The organism is Brevibacillus sp. NPDC058079 (assembly GCF_042885155.1).
In the GTDB taxonomy this organism is placed as follows: domain Bacteria; phylum Bacillota; class Bacilli; order Brevibacillales; family Brevibacillaceae; genus Brevibacillus.
On record NZ_JBHVSO010000002.1, the window covers coordinates 172,238 to 193,145 of the forward strand.

Sequence of the window (20,908 nt, forward strand, 5' to 3'; positions counted from 1 at the left end):
GATCCTCCTCCTGTAAGCAATATGTTACTAGCACTTGTTAGGCGTGTTCTTTTACGCCAGTGAATGTCTTGCGATGAATCGGTGTAGGTCCAAATCGAGCGATTGCTGCCAGATGCTCAGGGGTGCCGTAGCCTGCATGTTTGTCAAAGCCATAGGCTGGATATTGTTCGGCATACTGGGCCATCAATCGATCGCGGGTGACTTTCGCTACGATCGATGCGGCTGCAATCGAGACACTCTTGGCATCTCCCCCGATAATCGGAACCTGCTCGCAATCCATTCCGGTTAGCTGCACAGCGTCAATCAGTAAAGCATCTGGAGATTTACCTGCCTGTTGGATCGCCAGCTTCATCGCCTCTTTTGTAGCAGCTAATATATTGATCGCATCGATTCTTGCTGCATCGACAATTCCGATTCCCACAGCAAGTGCATCCCTTTGAATAATTTCGCAAAAAGCCTCCCGGGTGGATACAGGTACCTTCTTCGAGTCATTCAGGCCTGGCAAGTAAAAATCCTTGGGCAGGCACACGGCACACGCGACCACTGGACCAGCCAATGGACCTCTTCCGACCTCATCAACTCCGAATATGTACTGATGCCCCTTCTCAAACATGGCTTTCTCATATACAGTCATGTCAGCCCACATCTGTGCGAGCTTTTCTTGACGCGCAATCGCTGCTTCCACCTGCTTCGCTAGAGCCTGTACACCCGCTCTTTTATCTTCTTTCAGCAATTGTAAAAAATCTTTGGGTACCTCGTCCAACTTTTCCATCGCCACTCGTATTTCTTTTATCGACATATCCGCTAGATTCATTGACTCATTTCTCCTTACCGATCCTCATAGTAAAAAACCTGCCTACCGTATATATCGATAGACAGGTTTTAGATGGCTGAAAAGCTTATTCTGGAAAAGATACTGGCTTACCTATCGGTTCGTCCATTTCCCAGTCAATCGGGCGCTCGACAGAGATCGTTCCCAGCTTGCCGGAACGCAGCTCACGCAGGAAAATTTCCGCTGCCTTGTCGTAGTCGATATTTCCGCCAGAAACGAGGCATCCGCGCTTCTTCCCGATTTCTTCGAGCATTTCTACTCGATCCTCAGGCAATTCTTTTAGCTTGAAGCGTTCGATCAGGCGTTCCGGATAGTAGTGCATCATATAGCTGATAACAAATAATGCTACCTCCGTAAAATCGATGAGCTCGTCTTTAATTGCCCCACTTGCCGCCAATCGCAGACCTACCATTTGATCTTCAAACTTCGGCCAAAGAATACCAGGCGTATCGAGAAGCTCTAGTGTATCGCCCATTTTTACCCATTGTTGCGCCTTGGTTACCGCTGGTCGATCACCTGTTGCCGCTACCGAGCGCTTGGACAAGCGGTTAATGAGGGAAGACTTGCCGACATTGGGGATTCCCAAGATCATGATGCGAATGGCACGACCTTGCATCCCCCGCTCACTGCGCCTTGCCAGCATGTCAGCAGCTAACTCCTTACACATTTCTGGGAGCTTGTTGACACCTTTACCACTCAGGGCATCAATCGGCAATGTGCGAATGCCTTGTTTGCGAAAATAAGAAATCCACTCATCTGTTGCCCGTTCATCCGCCAAATCTGCTTTGTTAAGTAATATCAAACGTGGTTTATCACTGACAATCTCGTCAATCATCGGATTACGGCTGGAAAGCGGCAGACGTGCATCGAGAAGCTCAATGACTACATCGATTAACTTCAGCTTTTCCGTTACTTGACGACGTGCTTTAGCCATATGGCCAGGAAACCATTGGATCGTCATGATGTCTCACCTACCTTGAAGCTTTGCGTTATCTTGTCAAGCGAATTCCCGCAATCGGCCAAAAAGTAAATTCAGCTCTACCAACAACCGTACTGACGGCAACAGGACCAATGGCTCTGCTGTCATGACTGTTCAACCTGTTGTCGCCCATCACAAAGATATGGTCTGCTGGTATTTGGACCGGGGGAAAATCGTGGGTAAAGAACGACTCTCCCTGCTGCTTCGCTTGTTCTTTTGATTGTGCAAGATACGGTTCTTCTACCACTTTGCCATTGACCAGCAGTTGATCGCTTTTGACCTCTACTGTATCACCCTCAACAGCGATGACTCTCTTGATGTAATCTCGTTCCTTTTCAGCATGGAACACGATGATTTCACCAGGCTTCGGATCTTGCAAAAAGTAAATCGCCTTGTTCACAACTAATTTTTCGCTATTATGTAATGTGCTTTCCATGGATTCGCCTTCTACAATAAACGGGGCGAACAAAAAGGTACGAATGAGAAAAGCCAAGACTAAGGCGATCCCAAGTGCTTTTGTCCATTCCCATAGTTCATTTTTCTTCTTATGACTGGAGGTAATTTCTTCGCTCATGACTTACGATCCTCCCATGAAAGCTCGTCCAACCTTAGCTGTAACATATGTCAAGATGAACTATTTTATTTCAAGATCGTTAAATGGAAAAAAGAGGCCTGGCAAGCAGGCCAGTCCTCTTTCTAAGCTTTACGCTTATCGACGAATTTCTTTAATACGAGCTGCTTTACCTACGCGATCGCGCAGATAGTACAGTTTCGCACGACGTACTTTACCATGACGCACGATTTCGATCTTGTCGATCTTAGGCGTGTGTACTGGGAATGTACGCTCAACACCTACGCCGTAAGAAATCTTACGAGCAGTAAATGTTTCGCTAACACCTGTACCGCGACGGCGAATGCATACGCCTTCGAACAGCTGGATACGCTCACGCTGACCCTCGATAACCTTAACGTGTACACGAACAGTGTCACCAGGTCGGAACGCAGGAATGTCCTGTTTCAGTTGCGCTTTTTCCAGTTCACGGATAATTTGGTTCATTTGAATTTCCTCCTTCCGATAGACGTTCTTACTCGTCTAACCCGTAGGTCCAGCCGCTTGGCTGCGTTACGAGTAGCGGACCGCCTTAGTCAGCGGGCAAAATTGCCACAAGAAATATCTTAACATAGAGGGCACAAAACTACAAGACTCTTCTCCTATTTGTTCCCTACTTTTTTTCTTGCTCCAATTCAGCCAATAGCTTTTTCATTTCATCTGTCAGCGCAAGCTTTTCCAATAAATCTGGACGCCGTGCTTTTGTCCGGCGCAGCGATTCTTTTAACCGCCAGCTTTCAATATTGGCGTGGTGCCCTGACAACAGTGTGTCTGGCACTTTCCAGCCGCGAAACTCAGCCGGTCTTGTGTAATGAGGGTATTCCAGCAGTCCTGTTGAAAAGGAGTCTTCAACAGCTGACGTCTGGTTTCCCAACGCCCCTGGTTGCAAACGAACGACACTGTCAATGACCACCATCGCCGCAAGCTCTCCACCAGTCAGGACGTAATCGCCAATCGAGATCTCATCCGTGACGAGATGCTCCCGAATTCGCTCGTCGTACCCTTCATAATGACCGCAAATGAAGACAAGGTGCTCTTCTTGCGCTAACTCTTCTGCAAGCTTCTGATGATAAGGCACACCTTGTGGGCACATCAGAATCACTCGGGGTTTTTTCTCTCCTGTCAAGGCTTCTACGGCCCGGAATAACGGCTCTGGCTTCAAAACCATTCCTCCGCCACCGCCATAAGGGGTGTCGTCTACCGTACCGTGCTTGCTCTCAGAGAAATCGCGAAAATTGGTGACGTGAAAATCAACCAGTTCTTTTTCGCTTGCCTTTCCCAAAATGCTGCTGGATAAAACACCTGTAAACATTTCGGGAAAAAGCGTGAAAATATCGATCCGCATCTGAAGTTCCTCCTACAGCAAGCCTTCCATCAGATGGCAGACCACACGTTTGTTCGCGATGTCCACTTCCTTGATGCATTCATCGATATACGGCAGCAAGATTTCTCCGCGTTTGCCCTTCACTACCCACACATCGTTTGCTCCTGGCTGCATGACATCCACAATTTTCCCCAGCTCTTCGCCCTCGTCAGTTACTACGATGCAACCGACGAGCTGATGAATGTAGAACTCGTCCTCTTCTAATTCCATCAGCGCTTCCGCTGGAATCTTCAACTCTCCACCCTTGTACTTTTCGACATCGTTAATATGCTCATAGCCTTGAAAGCTCACAATCTCAAAATTTTTATGCGAGCGGCGAGAAACGATTTTCAATTTTAGCGGCTCACTGAGTGTCGGATGGAACAAGTACAGCTCATTTCCTTTGCGAAAACGCTGATCTGGAAAATCAGTCGTAGGTGTTACACGTACCTCACCACGCAGGCCGTGCGTATTAACCAGTTTGCCTACTCCGTAAAAACTATTTTGGCTCAACGTGTTCATTCCTCCTTATTCTTTGTTCCCATTTTTCGTTTGTAGCCGAATCTCATGTACCAGGCCATCTTTTATCATGATTTCCGTTCCGGACATCATTTCATCCCAGACATCGCCCTCTTGAATCGTGACAGGGCTTTGAACAGTCTGGTAATCGATCTCGCTTCCCTCTGGGAGATTTTCTACCTGCTGGAGGGTATATGTCAGGTGATCTATCTTTTCCTTGCGTCGACGCTCTTCCTGCGCTATTTTTTCCTGCGCCAACGCATATGTATCCGCAGACTTTTTCTTCGCCTCGGTTAGTAGCTTTTTCGATTGAAACTGCCACTGCTCCCACTCTTTACGCTGCAAACGAAGGCGTTGGCTATACTGATCAATGAGAGCAGCCCGTGATGCTTCCGTAATGATCAGTTTAACCTGTACCGTCCGAAATATAGTAAGCACCTTCGCCACTCCTTTCGGAAAAACCATCATGGTTTATAAGCATCTTGGATACTAGAAAAAAGACTGGGAAAGCTCCCAGCCTTTTCTCATACAATTTCAACCGTGACACGCTTGTCCGTTTCCACGGATGCCGCGATCACGACCGTGCGCAGGGCTTTCGCGATTCGTCCTTGTTTACCGATAATCTTCCCCATATCATCAGGGTGTACCGACAATTCAAAGACGAGGGTTCGCTCTTTGTCCACTGCGTTAACACGAACCTCATTCGGATGATCGACGAGAGCTTTAGCGATCGTTTCGACCAGCGCTTTCATCATCAAACCTCCAGATGACCGACTTATTTGCCGTATTTGGTTTCGTGCACTTTAGCCATAACGCCTTCTTTGGAGAGAAGGTTACGAACGGTATCAGTTGGAGCTGCACCATTCAGGATCCATTGAACCGCTTTGTCGGTATCAATTTTCACCACTGCCGGTTGTGCAACCGGGTTATAGTAACCGATTTCTTCAATGAAACGGCCATCGCGAGGGGAACGGGAGTCAGCTACTACTACACGGTAGAAAGGAGCTTTCTTGGAACCCATACGCTTCAGACGGATTTTTACTGCCATGTTGTGTCACCTCCTGTATTAATCAACGCTAGAAGAGCATCTGCGTTGGTGCTACTATATCTGAACCATCGCGGCCAGCTGACAAGTCAGTGTCGCGAAGAGATCATGCCTACTTACTTGAACGGTGGTTTGAAGTTAAATGGGAAATTCATCCCGCCCTGGTTGTTGCCTCCGCCTTTGCCCATGAAAGGTAATCCGAAGCCTTTTTTCTTCGACTTCTTGACCATCTTGTCAGCAGCGCCTGAGAATTGCTTCATCATCTTTTTCATTTCCTCGAATTGCTTGAGGAAACGATTGACTTCTTGAATACTCGTTCCGCTTCCGCTTGCGATGCGCTTGCGACGGTTGGCATTCAATAAATCAGGATTAGCGCGCTCTTGTTTGGTCATGGATTTGGCGATCGCTTCAACGCGGGCAATCTGCTTCTCATCCACGTTCATTTTGCCCTTCATCTTGTTCATTCCTGGCAGCATGCCGAGAATATCTTCAAAAGGACCCAGGTTGCGAAGCTGCTGCATGGAATCCAGGAACATGTCGAAGGTAAACTCACCTTGACGCATTTGGCGTTCCATATCGCGTGCTTTGTCTTCATCCACGGATGCCTGTGCTTTTTCAATCAGGCTGAGTACGTCCCCCATACCCAAAATACGGGAAGCCATACGATCCGGATGGAACGGTTCAAGCGCATCCAGCTTTTCACCCATCGCCGCGAATTTGATCGGCTTGCCAGTGACAGCTTTGACGGACAGTGCCGCACCGCCTCGGGTATCACCGTCGAGCTTTGTGAGAACCACACCAGTCAGTTCGAGCTGGCTATTAAAGCTCTCTGCTACATTGACGGCATCTTGACCTGTCATCGAGTCCACGACGAGCAAAATCTCATCGGGCTTGGTTACCTCGCGAATCTGCTTCAACTCGTCCATTAGCGCTTCGTCGATATGCAGGCGACCTGCGGTATCGATGAGGACTACGTCGAGATGATTCGTCTTCGCGTGTTCAATCGCTTGGCGAGCGATTTCGACAGGACTGACTTGATCACCGAGAGTGAAGACGGGAACATTGAGTTGGTCCCCTAAAACCTGAAGCTGCTTGATCGCAGCAGGACGGTAAATGTCTCCCGCTACCAGAAGCGGCTTGCGGTTTTGCTTTTGCAAATACTTGGCCAGCTTACCGGTTGTGGTCGTTTTACCTGCCCCTTGCAGACCTGCCATCATGATGACGGTCGGCGGGCGGTGCGCCATCGTGAGCTGAGCGACGTTGCCACCCATCAGAGCGACCAGCTCTTCATTCACGATCTTGATCACCATTTGACCAGGCGTCAGGCTTTTCATGACTTCTTGACCGACTGCGCGCTCCTTGACACGAGCAACGAAGTCTTTTACTACTTTAAAGTTAACGTCTGCTTCTAGCAGGGCCAGACGAACTTCACGCATCGCTTCATTCACGATGGTCTCGTCTATTTTCCCTCTGCCGCGCAGTTTGTCAAACGCGTTTTGCAGCCGATTGGCTAAGCTCTCAAACGCCATGCGAGCCCTCCTAATCCATCTCTGACAGTTGGTGGAGCAAAGTATTCAGCTCGTCTCTTGTCTCGCTCTCCGAAAGCCCACTTACAAGTTCATTCATGCGATTCAACACATCCATGCGCTTTTCATGACGCTCAGCGAGGCGAAGCTTCTGATCGTATTCAAACAGTTGCTTCTCTGCCCGCTTGATATGATCATAAACAGCTTGGCGGCTGACCTCATGCATCTCGGCAATTTCTCCGAGCGATAAATCGTCCAGATAGTACAGCTCAAGATATTCTCGCTGCTTGCCCTTGAGTAGCGGCGCGTAAAAGTCAAACAAGAGATTGACTTGATTGGTCTTTTCTAACATGAAACCAATCCTTTGCTATGAGGTACTCGTTTCGAACTGTAAAGACTTTTTCTTTACAGCACGTAGATTATAGTACCTAATTCCACACCTAGTGTCAAGGTTTTTTATTGACATCATTTTTTCATCTTCGAAACACTATGTTTTTACGCATTTTCCTGCTGTTCTGTTTCATCTTTTTGGATCAATCCAGCAAACAATGCGTGAACAAATTGCTCAGGATCAAACTGCTGCAAGTCATCCATTTTTTCACCCAAGCCCACGTATTTCACTGGAATGTTCAGCTCGTTGCGAATCGCAATGACGATACCGCCCTTTGCTGTACCATCCAGCTTGGTCAGAACTAAACCTGTTACACCAGCAGACTGTCCAAACGTCTTCGCCTGTGAAAGCGCATTTTGCCCAGTCGTAGCGTCCAAAACAAGCAAGACCTCGTGCGGAGCTCCTGGCAATTCTCGCTGCAATACGCGGTGCACCTTCGCCAACTCTTCCATCAGATTGACTTTGTTTTGCAAGCGGCCTGCGGTATCGCACAACAGCACATCAACCTGTCGGGATTTCGCTGCCTGAATCGCATCGTAGATCACTGCAGCTGGATCAGAGCCTTGTTGCTGCTTGATTACGTCAACTCCTACACGCTCTCCCCAAACCTCTAGCTGTTCAATCGCTGCTGCACGGAACGTGTCACCTGCTGCCAACAGCACTTTTTTATTTTGCTGTTTGAACATATGTGCCATTTTACCGATCGTGGTCGTTTTCCCTACTCCGTTTACCCCTACGAACAAAATGACATTCAAACGACCGTCCTCTACGTTCAGAGTCGTATCCGCAGCATCATCATTTTTCAAAAGGGCAACCAGTTTTTCTGAGAGAATCGGCTGCAGGTCGATCGCATTCTCAATTTTTTGCTTGCGCACTTCTGTCCGCAGGTCGTCAATGAGCTCCATCACGGTATTGACGCCCACATCGGACGTAATCAAAATTTCCTCTAATTCATCGAAAAAGTCATCGTCGATCTTTTTGTAGCGACGTACCAAATCCTCTACTTTTTCTACTAACAGGTCTCTCGTTTTAGCCAGACCATCCGTAAACTTCTGGGTGACCTCTTCGGACTTTTGGACAATAGCATCACGAAGGCGCTTGAAAAAACTCATGTTCATCTTCCTTTGCGGGTAGTATCAATTGAATGGCAAATCCGTTTAAGAGGCTGATTCGATAAACTTGTCGCTGTCCTCCAGCTTCACGGAGACGAGTTTGGACACACCGCCCTCTTGCATCGTGATACCGTACAGCACGTCTGCGCTCTCCATTGTGCCTTTTCTGTGCGTGACGCAAATAAACTGCGTCTGGTTGCTGAAATGGTGCATGTACTCGGCGAAACGGTTAACGTTTGCCTCATCCAAAGCGGCTTCTACCTCATCCAATACACAAAATGGTACTGGTTTCACACGCAGGATGGCAAATAACAAGGCCATTGCAGTCAAAGCGCGTTCGCCCCCGGATAAGAGCGCAAGATTTTGCAGCTTCTTGCCAGGTGGCTGCGCCACGATATCGATGCCCGTCTCAAGCAGATTATCTGGATTGGAGAGTACAAGATCTGCACGTCCTCCTCCAAACAGTTGGACAAACACGTCGCGGAACTGCTCCGAGATCGCATCAAATGTTTCTTTGAAGCGGCGCGACATCTCTGCGTCCATTTCTTGGATCACTTGATAGAGCATGTCTTTTGCTTCATTCAAATCAGCTTCCTGCGAGCTTAAGAACTGCTGACGCTCGGACAAGCGCTCATATTCCTCAATCGCACCAAGATTCACAGTACCAAGTGCCCCAATCTGCTTTTTGAGACGATTGACCACTTGTGTCTCTTCCTGAATCTCGCCACGTGCCGGATATTTTTGCTTTGCCAGGTCGTAGCTCATTTCGTATTCTTCGGAGAGTTTATTCAACAGATGATCGAGCTCTACCTCGTTGCGGTTGACTTTTACTTCTTCCTGATGAAGCTTTTCCTCGAGCGATTTGACCTCGCGGCGGATTTCCTTCACCTGCTGTTCCACTTGCTCCTGTTTGTAAAAGAGAGTCGCCCGCTCACTTCGCCGCTCTTGAATCAAGCCAGCTACACGGTCTTTATCCTGACGCAATTCGCTAATGCGCTGATCTAACTCAAGCCCGGACGATTCGTTTGTACGCTCCAACTCATCAAGAGATGCCAAGTTCGCGTTTTGTTCTTCCCATTCGCGCTGCAATTGGCTTTTTTGCTCCATCAAGCGTTCTGTTTGCTCCAAGCGTGATTGATACTCTTGCTTGACCTGCGCATTCAATACTTTGAGACTTGTTATTTTTTGATTCATTTCTTCTTTGGATTCGAGCTGCTCTTGGCGTTTCGCCTCTGCTTCTGCGATCTGCGCACCGAGCTCTTTTTCCTCTTGCTCCATGGCAGCCAAAGAGGCTTGCAGCTGCTCTTGCTTCCGTTTGGCTTCTTCCATCTCGCGGCGATAGCCTTCAATATCTTGTTCAACAAGCTTTGCTCGCTCGCCCAAGGATCTGCCTTCCGATTCTTTTTGCTGCAAAAGCCCTTTTACTTCCTGTTCTTTCAGACGCAGACTCTCGCCTTCTGTACGCAGAGTTTCTTGCTCCTGCTGCATTTGCGCCAATTCCTTCGTCAGCTGCTCCATAAGGGTAGTATGCCCAGAAATTGCCTGGTCGATTTCTACCAGCTGTGCTTCCAACTCTTCTGATTGACGGTTGCGTCCAAGCAAGTTCGTGCTGTTCTTTTTCAAGGCCCCCCCTGTCATGGAACCGCCAGTATTCACGATATCGCCTTCCAGCGTCACGACGCGATAGCGGTAGCCAAGCGTACGGGCCACACGGTTTGCCTGCTCCAGCTTTTCCGTAATAATGACATTGCCCAATAGACTTTCGAGGATGGGTCGGTACGCTTCCTCAAAGGTCACGAGCTCACTCGCGATTCCGACGACTCCGCTCTCCGCCTCCAGCTGGCGCTTATCGCTTGCCTGCAAGGTGCGAGAACGAATGACATCGAGCGGAAGAAATGTCGCCCTACCCGCATTATGCTGTTTCAAGTGAGCAATGGCTGCACGACCGGATGCTTCGTTGTCCACGACGACGTTTTGCAGTGCGCCACCCAATGCGACTTCCATCGCTGTCTCGTATTGCTGTGGCACGACAACGAGCTCAGCGACCGCTCCATGAATTCCTTTGAAGCCCCGCTCGCGTGCTTTCAAAATTTCTTTTACCCCTTGCTGAAACCCTGCGAACTCCGACTGCATTTCTTTTAACAGGTCAAAACGCGACTTTGCTGCTTCCCGCTTTTGTTCCCAGTGGCGCAGCTCTCGACGAGTTGTTTCAAGGCGGGCTTGTCCTTCGCGCATGCCCTCAACCAGCTCTTTGTATCTGACGCCGGTTTCTTGAATGGTAGAAACGATCTTCTCCAATTGATCTTGGAGCTGGCTCAACCGAGCTAGTCGCTGCTCTTCTTCTTCATCGAGCTGTTTTTTTCCAGACAATTGACGTTCAACTCTGGCCTCGCTTGTCTTGAGAAGCTGCTCTTGATGACGATTTTCGTTGCGCAGATTCGCCATTTCGTTAAGCTTTTCGAAGTAATCACTCTTCAAACGCTCTACGTCATCTGTCAGTGATTGCACCATGGAAAAAAATTGACCTTCTGCTTCTTGCAGCGAGGCGTGGGCTTCGGTCATTCGGCGATCCGCTTCCTTGGCCCGCTCTTGTTCTTCAGCCAGTTCTGCCTCTAGCCCGTGCTGCTTCTCGGTAATCCGATGCATCTGCTCCATCGTTTGCTGACGATTGGCATTGAGATTGCGCATACGCTCCCGCAATACCTCACGTTGTCCTTCGACTTTCTCAGTCTCTTCACTGACTGTCAAAAGTACTTGTTGCAGTTCTTCGATAGATTGGTCGATTTGGGTGACATGAAAACGCGCCTGCTCCAATTCAGCTTCTTGCTTGGATGCTTCGGTCGTTTGTCCAATTAACAGATGCTTGAGTTCCTCTACGCGTCCTGTTGCTGCTTCCCACTTCGTATGAGCTGCTTCAATTTGCTGCACGTAAAGAGCTACTTCATGCTCAACCAGCTGGCGATGAAGCTCCTTGTACGTCTTGGCTGTTTCCGCCTGCTCCTGCAAAGGTCCAATCTGTTCCGTAATTTCACTGACGATATCGTGAATACGCACCAGATTTTGCTCAGTGTCATCGAGCTTTTTCTCCGCCTCGCGCTTGCGTGTTTTATATTTGACGATTCCGGCTGCTTCTTCAAATATTCCACGGCGATCCTCGGACTTGGTACTGAGAATTTCCTCAATTTTTCCTTGACCGATAATGGAATACGCTTCTTTACCCAGCCCGGTATCCATGAACAGCTCCATGATGTCTTTTAGACGGCAGGATCTGTTGTTTATGTAGTACTCACTGTCACCAGAACGATACACTCTGCGGGTAACGGATACCTCCGAATATTCCACATCGAGCGAACGATCTGTATTGTCCAAGGTGAGTGTCACTTCTGCGAAATTCACTGGCTTGCGCTTATCACTGCCCGCGAAAATAATGTCTTCCATTTTCGCTCCACGCAACGACTTTGCGCTCTGTTCCCCCAGCACCCAGCGGATCGAATCAGAAACGTTACTTTTCCCGCTTCCATTCGGTCCCACTACAGCTGTTACTCCTGGTACAAATTCCAATTCCGTGCGATCGGCAAAGGATTTGAATCCAGCCAGCTCCAGGCGTTTCAAATACATACGTACGGTCCTCCTTAAGAAACCATCCAGACTGCCTGCCAAACTGACAGACTTAAAAACATGCAAGGTTCGGATGGTACCCGAAAAGAAGCCCCTGCATCGAACAGGAGCTACCTACTACGAGCCTACATGGTCATCTGTAGGTAAGTGTATCATAGATAGCGGTCATCTCGCAGTATTTTCCCTATGTTTCCCACCCGAAAGAAAAAAGCTGCACCATCTTGTAGCAGATGATGCAGCCCTTCTCGCTGACGAGTGATTATTTATCCCCCAGCTTGACCAACGCTCGTGCAGCAGCTTGCTGTTCCGCTTCTTTTTTGGAGCGGCCAGAGCCGATGCCAAGCGAACGATTGTTCAAAAGCACCTCAGATACGAATTCTCGATTATGAGCTGGTCCTTTTTCTTCTACTATTCGGTAATGGATGTCTCCCAGATTGTCTTGTTGAACAAATTCCTGCAACTGGCTCTTGAAGTCGGTTACCTGGGCAAACTCTCCTTTGTCGATGCGCGGGTACACGTATTTTTCCATAAAGGAAAAGACCGCGTCCAACCCCTGATCCAAGTAAAGCGCACCTACAAACGCCTCAAAAACGTCCGCTAGCAAGGCTGGTCGCTGACGTCCACCTGTCAGCTCTTCCCCTTTTCCCAGCAATACGAGATCGCCAAAATTCAACAGTTCAGCAAACTTGACGAGAGAAGGTTCACAGACAATGGCTGCACGCAGCTTCGTCATTTCCCCTTCGCTCATCTTCGGAAAAGTTTTATACAAAAACTGGGAGACAGTCAACTCCAACACAGCATCCCCCAAAAACTCTAGCCGCTCATTGTCTGATATACGTTTGCCGCGTTGCTCGTTCACGTAGGAAGAATGGGTGAATGCCTGCCGCAAAACACTTTCATCGCGAAAGCGAAAGCCTATCATTTCTTGCAGCTGTGCAAAATTCATCACCCTCACCACCATTCCAGGAGACTGCCTACTTTTTCTATCAGTAGGGCTCATTTATGCTTCGTATCGCTTCAAGATTACCGTTGCGTTGTGACCGCCGAATCCAAATGTATTGGAAACAGCCACATTGACGGTCGCCTTGCGCGCATGGTTCGGAACATAGTCCAGATCACATTCTGAATCCGGATTTTCCAAGTTAATTGTTGGAGGCAGTACTTGATCACGCAGCGCATATGCCGTCGCGATTGCCTCGACACCACCAGTAGCACCCAGCAAATGGCCTGTCATCGATTTGGTCGAGCTGACAGCCAGTTTGTATGCGTGCTCGCCAAACACACTCTTGATCGCTTGTGTTTCTGCGATATCTCCTTGGCCAGTAGAAGTACCATGTGCATTAATATATTGGACTTCCGTTGGGTCAACGCCAGCGTCTTTCAGTGCGCTTGCCATGCAACGCGCTGCCCCTTCGCCACCAGGAGATGGAGAAGTAATATGGTGAGCATCTGCACTCATCCCGTAGCCAATGACTTCCGCGATGATCGTTGCCCCACGTTTTTTTGCATGCTCAAGCTCTTCCAAGATCAGAACACCAGCACCTTCGCCCATTACGAAGCCATCGCGATCTTGGTCAAACGGACGGCTTGCTTTTTGCGGCTCATCGTTTCTAGTGGACATCGCTTTCGCTGAGCAAAAGCCTGCAAATGCCATTGGACGCACCGTTGCTTCTGCTCCACCTGCGATCATGACATCTGCGTGATCGAACTGGATCAGACGCAGTGCATCACCGATCGCATTTGTACCTGTAGCACAAGCGGTAATCGCGCTGGAAGTTGGTCCTTTTGCACCGTATTGAATGGATACTGCACCAGACGCCATGTTTGCAATCAGCATCGGTATGAAGAATGGACTCACGCGACGCGGTCCTTTTTCCAACAATACGGAATGCTGTTCTTCCCATGTAGTCAGACCACCGATTCCGGATCCGATGTATACACCCACTCGTTCCGCATTTTCTGGCGTAATCTCCAGTTTTGCATCTTCTACAGCCATTTTGGCAGCAGCTAATCCAAACTGAACGAATCGGTCTGTACGTCGGATATCTTTCTTGTCCATATACTGCTCAGGATCGAAGTTTTTCACTTCGCCTGCAATTTGTGTTGGATAATCAGAAGCGTCAAAGGCAGCCACACGGTCAATGCCTGATTTCCCTTCCAGCAAGCTGTTCCAGAAAGTCTGCGCGTCATTCCCAACTGGAGAAACGACACCAACGCCAGTAATCACCACTCTGCGTTTCATTGCAATCACCTCTATATGAAAGTCAGCAGTCAGCTTCTTACATCCACTGCATGCAAAACGTGTATCTATTTGGATTATGTACAGGCGGCAATTGAAGGAGAAGTCCCGTATGGTACGGGACTTCCAACAGATCAACCTACTTGTGAGATTCTATGTATTTAACAACCTCACCAACAGAAGTGATCTTTTCAGCATCTTCGTCGGAAATCTCTAAATCAAACTCATCTTCGAGTTCCATTACGAGTTCAACTACATCCAGGGAGTCAGCGCCCAGGTCTTCTTTGAAAGAAGCTTCCAAAGTAATTTTGGACTCATCTACACCCAGACGATCGACGATGATTTTCTTCACACGCTCCAAAGTATCTGCCATCTTGCTTCACCCCCTCTCCCGTATTATAGTGGATGAGCTTTCAAAAAACCAGTTTTCAGAAAACGCTCGATTGAGGTTTTCTTCCTACATGTACATTCCGCCGTCTACGTGCAGGGTCTGCCCTGTCATGTAGTTGGCTGCGTTGGATGCCAGGAACAGCACTACAGATGCGATATCATCTGTTTGTCCCAAGCGAGCAAGCGGAATTTGGCTTGTGAGTCCTGCTTTGACATCCTCCGGTAATACAGCAGTCATTTCTGTATCGATAAATCCTGGTGCAACAGCATTCACCGTGATGTTACGGCTAGCCAGCTCGCGAGCAGCCGTCTTCGTCAAGCCAATAACCCCAGCTTTTGCCGCCACATAGTTAGCTTGTCCAGCGTTCCCCAAAACACCTACCACAGAAGTGATGTTGATGATTTTGCCTGAACGCTGCTTCATCATTGGGCGGGTCGCTGCCTTTACGCAGTTGAATACACCCTTCAGATTCGTCGCAATGACATCGTCCCACTCGTCTTCTTTCATGCGCATGATCAGGTTGTCGCGAGTAATTCCCGCATTGTTCACGAGAATATCAATCGCACCAAAATGATCCAAAGCAGCTTTGAACATGTCGTTGACATCTTCTGTAGAAGAAACGTTTGCACGAATCATGATGGCATCGCGGCCCATTTCTTTAATAAGCGCAACAGTCTCACTCGCTGCTGCTTCACTACCAGCGTAATTGACAACCACATTAGCGCCAGCTTCTGCCAGCTTCAATGCAATCGCACGCCCAATACCACGGGAAGCCCCTGTGACCAGTGCTGTTTTTCCTGTTAACATAGTACCCCTCCGTTCAAAAGCTCAGTAAGCGAATCCATATCCTGTACAGAGATAATCGTTGTATCCGCTGGTGCGATTTTCTTGATCAATCCAGCCAAAACTTTTCCTGGACCGATTTCTACAAAGGTTGTCACGCCTGCTTCGACCATCCATTGTACAGAATCCTCCCACAAAACTGGAGCGGAAACTTGTTGAACCAATTGATCTGCAATGATTGTAGCCTCAGACACCGGTCTAGCCGTTACGTTTGCCACAACAGGCACAGTCGCTTCTTGTACCGTTACGCCAGCCAAAACTACTTGGAGTTTATCTGCTGCTGGCTGCATCAAGCTCGAGTGGAACGGACCGCTTACATTCAATGGAAGGACACGCTTTGCACCCGCTTCCTTCGCTTTTTCACCAGCCAGCTTCACACCTTCAGCAGAACCAGAGATTACAATTTGCCCTGGGCAGTTCATGTTCGCTAATTGTACAGGATGTCCAGATGCTGTTACTTCTTCGCAAACCGCATGCAGTGCTGCGCGTTCCATGTTTAAGACAGCCGCCATTGCACCTTGTCCCGCTGGAACTGCCTCTTCCATGAACTGACCACGAGCTCGCACTGTTTTGACTGCATCTGCAAAGGACAACGCCCCAGCTACAACCAAAGCAGAATACTCACCCAAGCTGTGACCCGCTACAAACGCAGGCTTATAGTCAGGCAACTTTTCGTTCAATGCTGCCATAACAGCGATGCTTGCTGTCAAAATAGCTGGCTGTGTGTTTGCTGTCAGCTTCAATTCCTCTTCTGGTCCTGCAAAACACAGTCCCGACAAGGAAAAGCCGAGCGCTTCATCAGCCTGCTCAAATATGTGACGGGCAGCTTCCGATTGTTCGGAGAGAGCTTGCCCCATTCCTACAAATTGTGAACCTTGCCCCGGAAAAACAAAGGCTACTTTTCCCATTCCTACTTGCTCCCTTCTGCCGGAGTCGTGCACCACTTCAAGAGCGTCGCTCCCCAAGTCAAGCCGCCACCAAATCCAACCAGAATCAGGTTATCGCCTTCTTTTACGCGACCAGCCTTTACTGCTTCATCCAGCGCTACTGGAATGGAAGCAGAAGACATGTTTCCATAGCGATCCAGGTTGATCGCAACTTTATCCTCAGACAGACCGAAACGCTGTACAGCAGAGTCGATGATGCGTTTGTTTGCTTGATGCGGCACCAACAGGTCGATCTCATCCTTCGATACGCCCGCTTTGGACAAGACAGCCTCTGTTGCAGAATTCATGACGCGAACGGCGAATTTGAAAACTTCTCCGCCTGTCATGTAGAGATAATGCAGTCCTTGTTCGACAGACTCAGCGGATGCAGGTGTTCTGGAACCACCGGCCGGCATGCACAAGAGGGACCCACCTGATCCATCTGCGCCGAGCTCAAAGGACTGGAAGCCGTAGCCCTCAGTAACTTCACCGATAACAGCTGCACCTGCGCCGTCTCCGAACAACACACATGTATTTCGATCTTTGTAATTCGTAATTTTGGACAAGGTCTCAACGCCTACGACCAACACTTTTTTATACAAACCGTTTGCGATGAACTGAGTCGCTGTCGTAATTCCATACAAAAAGCCTGTACAAGCCGCGGAAAGATCCATCGCAGCCGCACGTGTAGCACCCAGTTTTTCTTGCAGCAAGCAAGCAGTAGATGGGAACGACATGTCAGGCGTTACGGTAGCGACAATGATCATATCCAACTGTTCCGCGCTGATGTTTGCTTTTTGGAGCGCTTCTTTGGCAGCCTCGTAAGCCAAGTCGGAGGAAGCTTGCTCCGGTGAGCTAATGCGGCGTTCTCTGATTCCAGTACGGGAAACAATCCACTCATCAGAGGTTTCCACCATTTTCTCCAGATCAAAGTTCGTCAACACCCGTTCCGGGGTATAAGAGCCTGTAGACAAAATCCCTACTGAACGCTTTGCACTCATCTGCTTCACTCGCTTTCTCCCAAAGTATTTTTCTGTAATGATTGCTGGATAACCTCGTTCACGTCCTGCTGAATAAACCGCGTAGCACTGACGATCGCGTTTTTCATCGCACGCTCATTTGAGGAACCGTGGGCCTTGATCACAGGGGATTTCAATCCCAGCAAGGGAGCACCACCGTATTCCGCATAATCCATTTTCTTTTTAAAGCGAACCAATCCAGGTTTCAGAATGGCCGCTCCTAGCTTATTTATCAGGCTGGAAGTAAACTCCTGCTTCAACTGCGAAAAGATTGTGGAAGCAGCACCCTCTACGGCCTTTAACAAAACATTTCCTACAAAACCGTCGCATACGAGCACATCACAGGCTCCTTGCATAACATCGCGCGCTTCCACATTTCCTACAAAGTTCAAGTCAGCTTCTTGAAGGAGAGGAAAAACCGCTTTCGTCAATTCGTTCCCTTTTCCTTCTTCCGTCCCGACATTCAGCAAGCCTACTGTAGGACGCTCGAAACCCAACACTTTTTCAGCATACAAGCTCCCCATCACCGCGTATTGTACAAGCTGATGCGGCTTGGCATCCATATTGGCTCCGACGTCCAGCGTCAGTGTTACTCGACCTTTTGTATTCGGGATATAGGCACAAAGCGCAGGGCGCTCGATTCCATCCATGCGACCAGCGTACAACAAGCCTGCTGTCATTAATGCACCCGTATTCCCAGCCGAGATCATCGCGTCGACTTTTTTCTCGCGCGCCATCTCAACAGCTACTACCAGCGAAGAATTTTTCTTACGCCGAACAGCTCGAACCGGTTCATCATCTGGCAAAATTACATCCGCTGCAGGAACGATTTCAATGTTTGCCGGAATATCCTGCGGCAAGTGGTTCCGAATAGCCTGTTCATCTCCCACCAATACAACTGTAATGGCCGGGTTTTCCTTGATGGCAGCAAGCGCCCCTAATACGGTACTCTTCGGTGCGTGATCGCCGCCCATCGCATCCACTGCAATTCGCAACCGTGACTCCTCCTTACTCGTCATTCATGCTGTTATGGTAGCTCGACATTTCAACTACACGGAAGGTTGCGGTAAAGACCAATTCACCTTGGACCTTCGTCTCTACACGTACCTTGCATTCGTCGCCGTTACGGCTTCTCACCACTGCTTTGGCAACCAACTTCTCCCCTGATCGTACAGGACGGACAAAGCGGATTCTCGCCGTAGCTGTCAACGCTACATCTGCGTTAATTACTGCTACTGCCAATGAGTTGGCCTGAGCAAATATATAATGCCCTCTGGCAATTTGTGTTTTCGAAAATACGTGTTCTTCTTTTATTTCCAATACGGAAATTGCCTGTGAATCGAGCTGTAGATCAACCATTTCACCGATGATTTCATCGACGCCCAATGATTTTACAGGATCAAGACTTTTCTCTGCGACCGTCTTGATACGTTCACGCAGTTCCGGTATTCCTAATTCAAGTCGATCTAAACGTATGGTTTGAATACTGACATGAAATAACTCAGCCAGATCTTCGTCCGTCGCAAATGGATTATCCGCCAGATACTGCACCAAGCGGGACTGGCGATCTTTTTTTGGCAAGCGGGCGATGCCGAACACCCCCTTAAGCAAGATTCATTGTACTATGTATGATTGCGATCTGTTTTTAATACCTGGTACCAAAACACAGTATAAGGGAGAAGATGTGGAATTACAAGTATTGTTCACGAAATTAGGTAGCCGTCCCTAACGATAAATGAGTCGAATGATCTCCTCAATTCCCGGTTCTTTCATCTGAATGTCCAGAGGCTCACCCCACCCCGCCACTTCGGCAAGGATTCGCGGGGAAGAAATTTTTCCTTTGTCGAAGTAAATCGAAAGTACATTCTCTGATAGCTCCATTCGCTCAATTCCCTCTAGGTCGTAAAGCTTTTCGGGCGGTTGTCGAAATTCGATTCGAATGAGGCTTGGCAACCCTATCTGACGTCGCAAATCGGCCAAGCTCGTATCCATCATCTTTTTGCCATGATTGATCACGATGATTCGGTTGCAGAGTTGTTCGATATCGTCCATATCATGAGTCGTCAATAGAATGGTCTTCTTCTGGGATTGATTCACTTCTTTCAAAAACGCTCTGATGCGAGTCTTCGCGACCACATCCAAACCAATCGTAGGCTCGTCTAAAAACAAGACAGGCGGATCATGCAGTAGTGCCGCCGCTAAATCAGCTCTCATCCTCTGACCCAATGACAGCTTACGCACTGGCGTATCAAGGAATTCATGCAGATCCAGCAGTTCCTGATACGCCTCCATCGATCGCCGATATGTCTTGTCGTCAATCTTGTACATCGCTTGCAAAATTTCGAAGGAATCTCTGACCGGCAGATCCCACCACAACTGTGTTCGCTGACCGAACACCACACCGATTTGTGAAGCTACTTGAATTCTTTCCCGCTGTGGACTATATCCGCCTATTCGTATTTCCCCCTGACTGGGATGAAGAATTCCTGCGAGCATTTTGATTGTCGTCGATTTTCCTGCGCCATTCGGCCCGATATATCCCACGAACTCGCCTCTGTCAATCGAAAAAGAGATATCGTGGACGGCTTTGACTTCCCTTCGTTCACGAGAAAAGAGTGTTCGTAGAGAAGCAAAGCGCCCCTCTTTCGCTTGATTCAGGAAAAATGATTTTTCGATGTGCTTTGCTTCAATCATGTTACGCCTCCTTAGCTCCCTGTACTATGGTAGTGTCGAATCCCGACATTCCACAGCATACGAGCGAGATAAAAAGCAATCGCTGCGGCTACCGGGGTGAGTATCGGATAAAACCATTCGCCCCCTTTGCCTAACAGCGTCAACATTGGCAAATAATTCATATACGCGATTGGAATCGCTGAGAAAAACAGCCATTTGAGCCAGTTTGGATATAGCCCGATCGGATAATTGGAAGCATTGGCTGGCGCATAAATGGTAAAGGTCAGCATGTCTTTCATCTGATGCGTCCAAAAGGCGACCCCTGCCGTAGCAAGCCCAATGGAGAAATAGATCACTCCGCCAGACAAAATGGCAATCGGTGAGAATAGCACCAACCCCATGATCGATTTTCCTTCCGCCGCAAGACCCGACAATGAGATGACTAAAACAGACACCCCTTGCACCAACCCTCCCACTCTCGACAAATCAAGATTGCGTGTCAATAGCAGAAGCAAAGGTGAAACAGGACGAATGAGCAATTGATCGAGCTCCCCTTGTACGATGTACTTCTCAAAGTCGTTGATTTCCGGGGCAAACAGTCGATATAAGGAGACAGATGCCGAGGAAATCCCGTAAAGCATCCCAACCTCGTAAATATTCCAGCCAACCACATCGTGAAATCGGTACAAAATCGCGGAGAGAATAATAAAATCAAGCACCATAATCATTCCGGTCGTGGCAGCGCTCGTGACAAAATTTATCTTGTATTGCATTTGCGAGCGAATGCTGGCCGCAATCAGTTTGCGATAGAGGGCAAACATG

At 48.6% G+C, this 20,908-nt stretch carries 23 protein-coding genes; all 23 read right to left on the reverse strand.

Features of this window, described 5'->3' with window-relative positions:
* Positions 1 to 37: 37 nt before the first annotated feature.
* On the reverse strand, positions 38 to 814 hold the full coding sequence (locus ACFVS2_RS07405; RefSeq protein WP_390232712.1) for a ribonuclease HII: 777 nt from the start codon (positions 812 to 814) through the stop codon (positions 38 to 40).
* Between the two features lie 85 nt (positions 815 to 899).
* Positions 900 to 1,793 (reverse strand): ribosome biogenesis GTPase YlqF, encoded by an 894-nt coding sequence (gene ylqF / locus ACFVS2_RS07410; RefSeq protein WP_390232714.1) that lies wholly within the window; start codon positions 1,791 to 1,793, stop codon positions 900 to 902.
* Between the two features lie 28 nt (positions 1,794 to 1,821).
* Complete coding sequence (gene lepB / locus ACFVS2_RS07415) at positions 1,822 to 2,385, reverse strand: signal peptidase I (RefSeq protein ID WP_390232716.1); 564 nt, start codon at positions 2,383 to 2,385, stop codon at positions 1,822 to 1,824.
* A gap of 135 nt (positions 2,386 to 2,520) precedes the next feature.
* Entirely contained in the window at positions 2,521 to 2,868 is a 348-nt protein-coding gene (gene rplS, locus ACFVS2_RS07420) for a 50S ribosomal protein L19 (RefSeq protein WP_007719703.1), read from the reverse strand.
* 166 nt (positions 2,869 to 3,034) lie between these two features.
* Positions 3,035 to 3,766: a tRNA (guanosine(37)-N1)-methyltransferase TrmD gene (trmD, locus tag ACFVS2_RS07425; protein ID WP_390232717.1), complete on the reverse strand. Its 732-nt coding sequence runs from the start codon at positions 3,764 to 3,766 to the stop codon at positions 3,035 to 3,037.
* A 12-nt stretch (positions 3,767 to 3,778) separates the two neighbouring features.
* Positions 3,779 to 4,306, reverse strand: coding sequence for a ribosome maturation factor RimM (gene rimM / locus ACFVS2_RS07430; protein WP_173617389.1), 528 nt, complete (start codon positions 4,304 to 4,306; stop codon positions 3,779 to 3,781).
* A 6-nt stretch (positions 4,307 to 4,312) separates the two neighbouring features.
* A complete protein-coding gene (locus ACFVS2_RS07435; protein WP_144614437.1) occupies positions 4,313 to 4,741 on the reverse strand; it encodes a YlqD family protein in 429 nt (142 codons plus the stop codon).
* An 86-nt stretch (positions 4,742 to 4,827) separates the two neighbouring features.
* Positions 4,828 to 5,055: a KH domain-containing protein gene (locus ACFVS2_RS07440; RefSeq protein WP_007719711.1), complete on the reverse strand. Its 228-nt coding sequence runs from the start codon at positions 5,053 to 5,055 to the stop codon at positions 4,828 to 4,830.
* 23 nt (positions 5,056 to 5,078) lie between these two features.
* Positions 5,079 to 5,351 (reverse strand): 30S ribosomal protein S16, encoded by a 273-nt coding sequence (gene rpsP / locus ACFVS2_RS07445; RefSeq protein ID WP_007719713.1) that lies wholly within the window; start codon positions 5,349 to 5,351, stop codon positions 5,079 to 5,081.
* A gap of 113 nt (positions 5,352 to 5,464) precedes the next feature.
* Positions 5,465 to 6,877, reverse strand: a complete 1,413-nt coding sequence (gene ffh, locus ACFVS2_RS07450; RefSeq protein ID WP_007719715.1) for a signal recognition particle protein — start codon at positions 6,875 to 6,877, stop codon at positions 5,465 to 5,467.
* A gap of 10 nt (positions 6,878 to 6,887) precedes the next feature.
* Entirely contained in the window at positions 6,888 to 7,226 is a 339-nt protein-coding gene (locus tag ACFVS2_RS07455; RefSeq protein WP_390232720.1) for a putative DNA-binding protein, read from the reverse strand.
* A gap of 143 nt (positions 7,227 to 7,369) precedes the next feature.
* A complete protein-coding gene (ftsY, locus tag ACFVS2_RS07460; RefSeq protein WP_173617387.1) occupies positions 7,370 to 8,377 on the reverse strand; it encodes a signal recognition particle-docking protein FtsY in 1,008 nt (335 codons plus the stop codon).
* 45 nt (positions 8,378 to 8,422) lie between these two features.
* Positions 8,423 to 11,995 (reverse strand): chromosome segregation protein SMC, encoded by a 3,573-nt coding sequence (gene smc, locus ACFVS2_RS07465; RefSeq protein WP_390232723.1) that lies wholly within the window; start codon positions 11,993 to 11,995, stop codon positions 8,423 to 8,425.
* A 259-nt stretch (positions 11,996 to 12,254) separates the two neighbouring features.
* Positions 12,255 to 12,941 carry a ribonuclease III gene (rnc, locus tag ACFVS2_RS07470; protein WP_232030391.1) on the reverse strand — a complete coding sequence of 229 codons (687 nt, stop codon included), beginning with the start codon at positions 12,939 to 12,941 and terminating at the stop codon, positions 12,255 to 12,257.
* Positions 12,942 to 12,995: 54 nt separating this feature from the next.
* Complete coding sequence (gene fabF, locus ACFVS2_RS07475) at positions 12,996 to 14,237, reverse strand: beta-ketoacyl-ACP synthase II (protein WP_173617385.1); 1,242 nt, start codon at positions 14,235 to 14,237, stop codon at positions 12,996 to 12,998.
* Between the two features lie 136 nt (positions 14,238 to 14,373).
* The gene (gene acpP / locus ACFVS2_RS07480; RefSeq protein WP_005834336.1) at positions 14,374 to 14,607 is read right to left on the reverse strand and encodes an acyl carrier protein; all 234 of its coding nucleotides are present in this window, start codon (positions 14,605 to 14,607) and stop codon (positions 14,374 to 14,376) included.
* A gap of 84 nt (positions 14,608 to 14,691) precedes the next feature.
* Positions 14,692 to 15,432, reverse strand: coding sequence for a 3-oxoacyl-[acyl-carrier-protein] reductase (gene fabG, locus ACFVS2_RS07485; RefSeq protein ID WP_173617384.1), 741 nt, complete (start codon positions 15,430 to 15,432; stop codon positions 14,692 to 14,694).
* Positions 15,426 to 16,376 (reverse strand): ACP S-malonyltransferase, encoded by a 951-nt coding sequence (gene fabD, locus ACFVS2_RS07490; RefSeq protein ID WP_173617383.1) that lies wholly within the window; start codon positions 16,374 to 16,376, stop codon positions 15,426 to 15,428. The genes fabG and fabD overlap by 7 nt, the downstream gene beginning before the upstream one ends.
* 2 nt (positions 16,377 to 16,378) lie before the next feature.
* Positions 16,379 to 17,395 carry a beta-ketoacyl-ACP synthase III gene (locus ACFVS2_RS07495; protein ID WP_173617517.1) on the reverse strand — a complete coding sequence of 339 codons (1,017 nt, stop codon included), beginning with the start codon at positions 17,393 to 17,395 and terminating at the stop codon, positions 16,379 to 16,381.
* Between the two features lie 5 nt (positions 17,396 to 17,400).
* Complete coding sequence (gene plsX, locus ACFVS2_RS07500) at positions 17,401 to 18,408, reverse strand: phosphate acyltransferase PlsX (protein ID WP_390232727.1); 1,008 nt, start codon at positions 18,406 to 18,408, stop codon at positions 17,401 to 17,403.
* Between the two features lie 13 nt (positions 18,409 to 18,421).
* Positions 18,422 to 19,012 carry a transcription factor FapR gene (gene fapR, locus ACFVS2_RS07505; protein WP_173617382.1) on the reverse strand — a complete coding sequence of 197 codons (591 nt, stop codon included), beginning with the start codon at positions 19,010 to 19,012 and terminating at the stop codon, positions 18,422 to 18,424.
* A gap of 126 nt (positions 19,013 to 19,138) precedes the next feature.
* Positions 19,139 to 20,107 (reverse strand): ABC transporter ATP-binding protein, encoded by a 969-nt coding sequence (locus tag ACFVS2_RS07510; protein ID WP_390232729.1) that lies wholly within the window; start codon positions 20,105 to 20,107, stop codon positions 19,139 to 19,141.
* A gap of 11 nt (positions 20,108 to 20,118) precedes the next feature.
* Positions 20,119 to 20,907: an ABC transporter permease gene (locus tag ACFVS2_RS07515; RefSeq protein WP_390232731.1), complete on the reverse strand. Its 789-nt coding sequence runs from the start codon at positions 20,905 to 20,907 to the stop codon at positions 20,119 to 20,121.
* Position 20,908 lies beyond the last annotated feature (1 nt).

Bases quoted from the DNA above. Each gene is read 5' to 3' on its own strand.
- ACFVS2_RS07405 (WP_390232712.1), bottom strand. From the start codon at position 814: ATGAATCTAGCGGATATGTCGATAAAAGAAATACGAGTGGCGATGGAA.
- ylqF (WP_390232714.1), bottom strand. From the start codon at position 1,793: ATGACGATCCAATGGTTTCCTGGCCATATGGCTAAAGCACGTCGTCAA.
- lepB (WP_390232716.1), bottom strand. From the start codon at position 2,385: ATGAGCGAAGAAATTACCTCCAGTCATAAGAAGAAAAATGAACTATGG.
- rplS (WP_007719703.1), bottom strand. From the start codon at position 2,868: ATGAACCAAATTATCCGTGAACTGGAAAAAGCGCAACTGAAACAGGAC.
- trmD (WP_390232717.1), bottom strand. From the start codon at position 3,766: ATGCGGATCGATATTTTCACGCTTTTTCCCGAAATGTTTACAGGTGTT.
- rimM (WP_173617389.1), bottom strand. From the start codon at position 4,306: ATGAACACGTTGAGCCAAAATAGTTTTTACGGAGTAGGCAAACTGGTT.
- ACFVS2_RS07440 (WP_007719711.1), bottom strand. From the start codon at position 5,055: ATGAAAGCGCTGGTCGAAACGATCGCTAAAGCTCTCGTCGATCATCCG.
- rpsP (WP_007719713.1), bottom strand. From the start codon at position 5,351: ATGGCAGTAAAAATCCGTCTGAAGCGTATGGGTTCCAAGAAAGCTCCT.
- ffh (WP_007719715.1), bottom strand. From the start codon at position 6,877: ATGGCGTTTGAGAGCTTAGCCAATCGGCTGCAAAACGCGTTTGACAAA.
- ACFVS2_RS07455 (WP_390232720.1), bottom strand. From the start codon at position 7,226: ATGTTAGAAAAGACCAATCAAGTCAATCTCTTGTTTGACTTTTACGCG.
- ftsY (WP_173617387.1), bottom strand. From the start codon at position 8,377: ATGAGTTTTTTCAAGCGCCTTCGTGATGCTATTGTCCAAAAGTCCGAA.
- smc (WP_390232723.1), bottom strand. From the start codon at position 11,995: ATGTATTTGAAACGCCTGGAGCTGGCTGGATTCAAATCCTTTGCCGAT.
- rnc (WP_232030391.1), bottom strand. From the start codon at position 12,941: ATGAATTTTGCACAGCTGCAAGAAATGATAGGCTTTCGCTTTCGCGAT.
- fabF (WP_173617385.1), bottom strand. From the start codon at position 14,237: ATGAAACGCAGAGTGGTGATTACTGGCGTTGGTGTCGTTTCTCCAGTT.
- acpP (WP_005834336.1), bottom strand. From the start codon at position 14,607: ATGGCAGATACTTTGGAGCGTGTGAAGAAAATCATCGTCGATCGTCTG.
- fabG (WP_173617384.1), bottom strand. From the start codon at position 15,432: ATGTTAACAGGAAAAACAGCACTGGTCACAGGGGCTTCCCGTGGTATT.
- fabD (WP_173617383.1), bottom strand. From the start codon at position 16,376: ATGGGAAAAGTAGCCTTTGTTTTTCCGGGGCAAGGTTCACAATTTGTA.
- ACFVS2_RS07495 (WP_173617517.1), bottom strand. From the start codon at position 17,395: ATGAGTGCAAAGCGTTCAGTAGGGATTTTGTCTACAGGCTCTTATACC.
- ACFVS2_RS07510 (WP_390232729.1), bottom strand. From the start codon at position 20,107: ATGATTGAAGCAAAGCACATCGAAAAATCATTTTTCCTGAATCAAGCG.
- ACFVS2_RS07515 (WP_390232731.1), bottom strand. From the start codon at position 20,907: ATGTTTGCCCTCTATCGCAAACTGATTGCGGCCAGCATTCGCTCGCAA.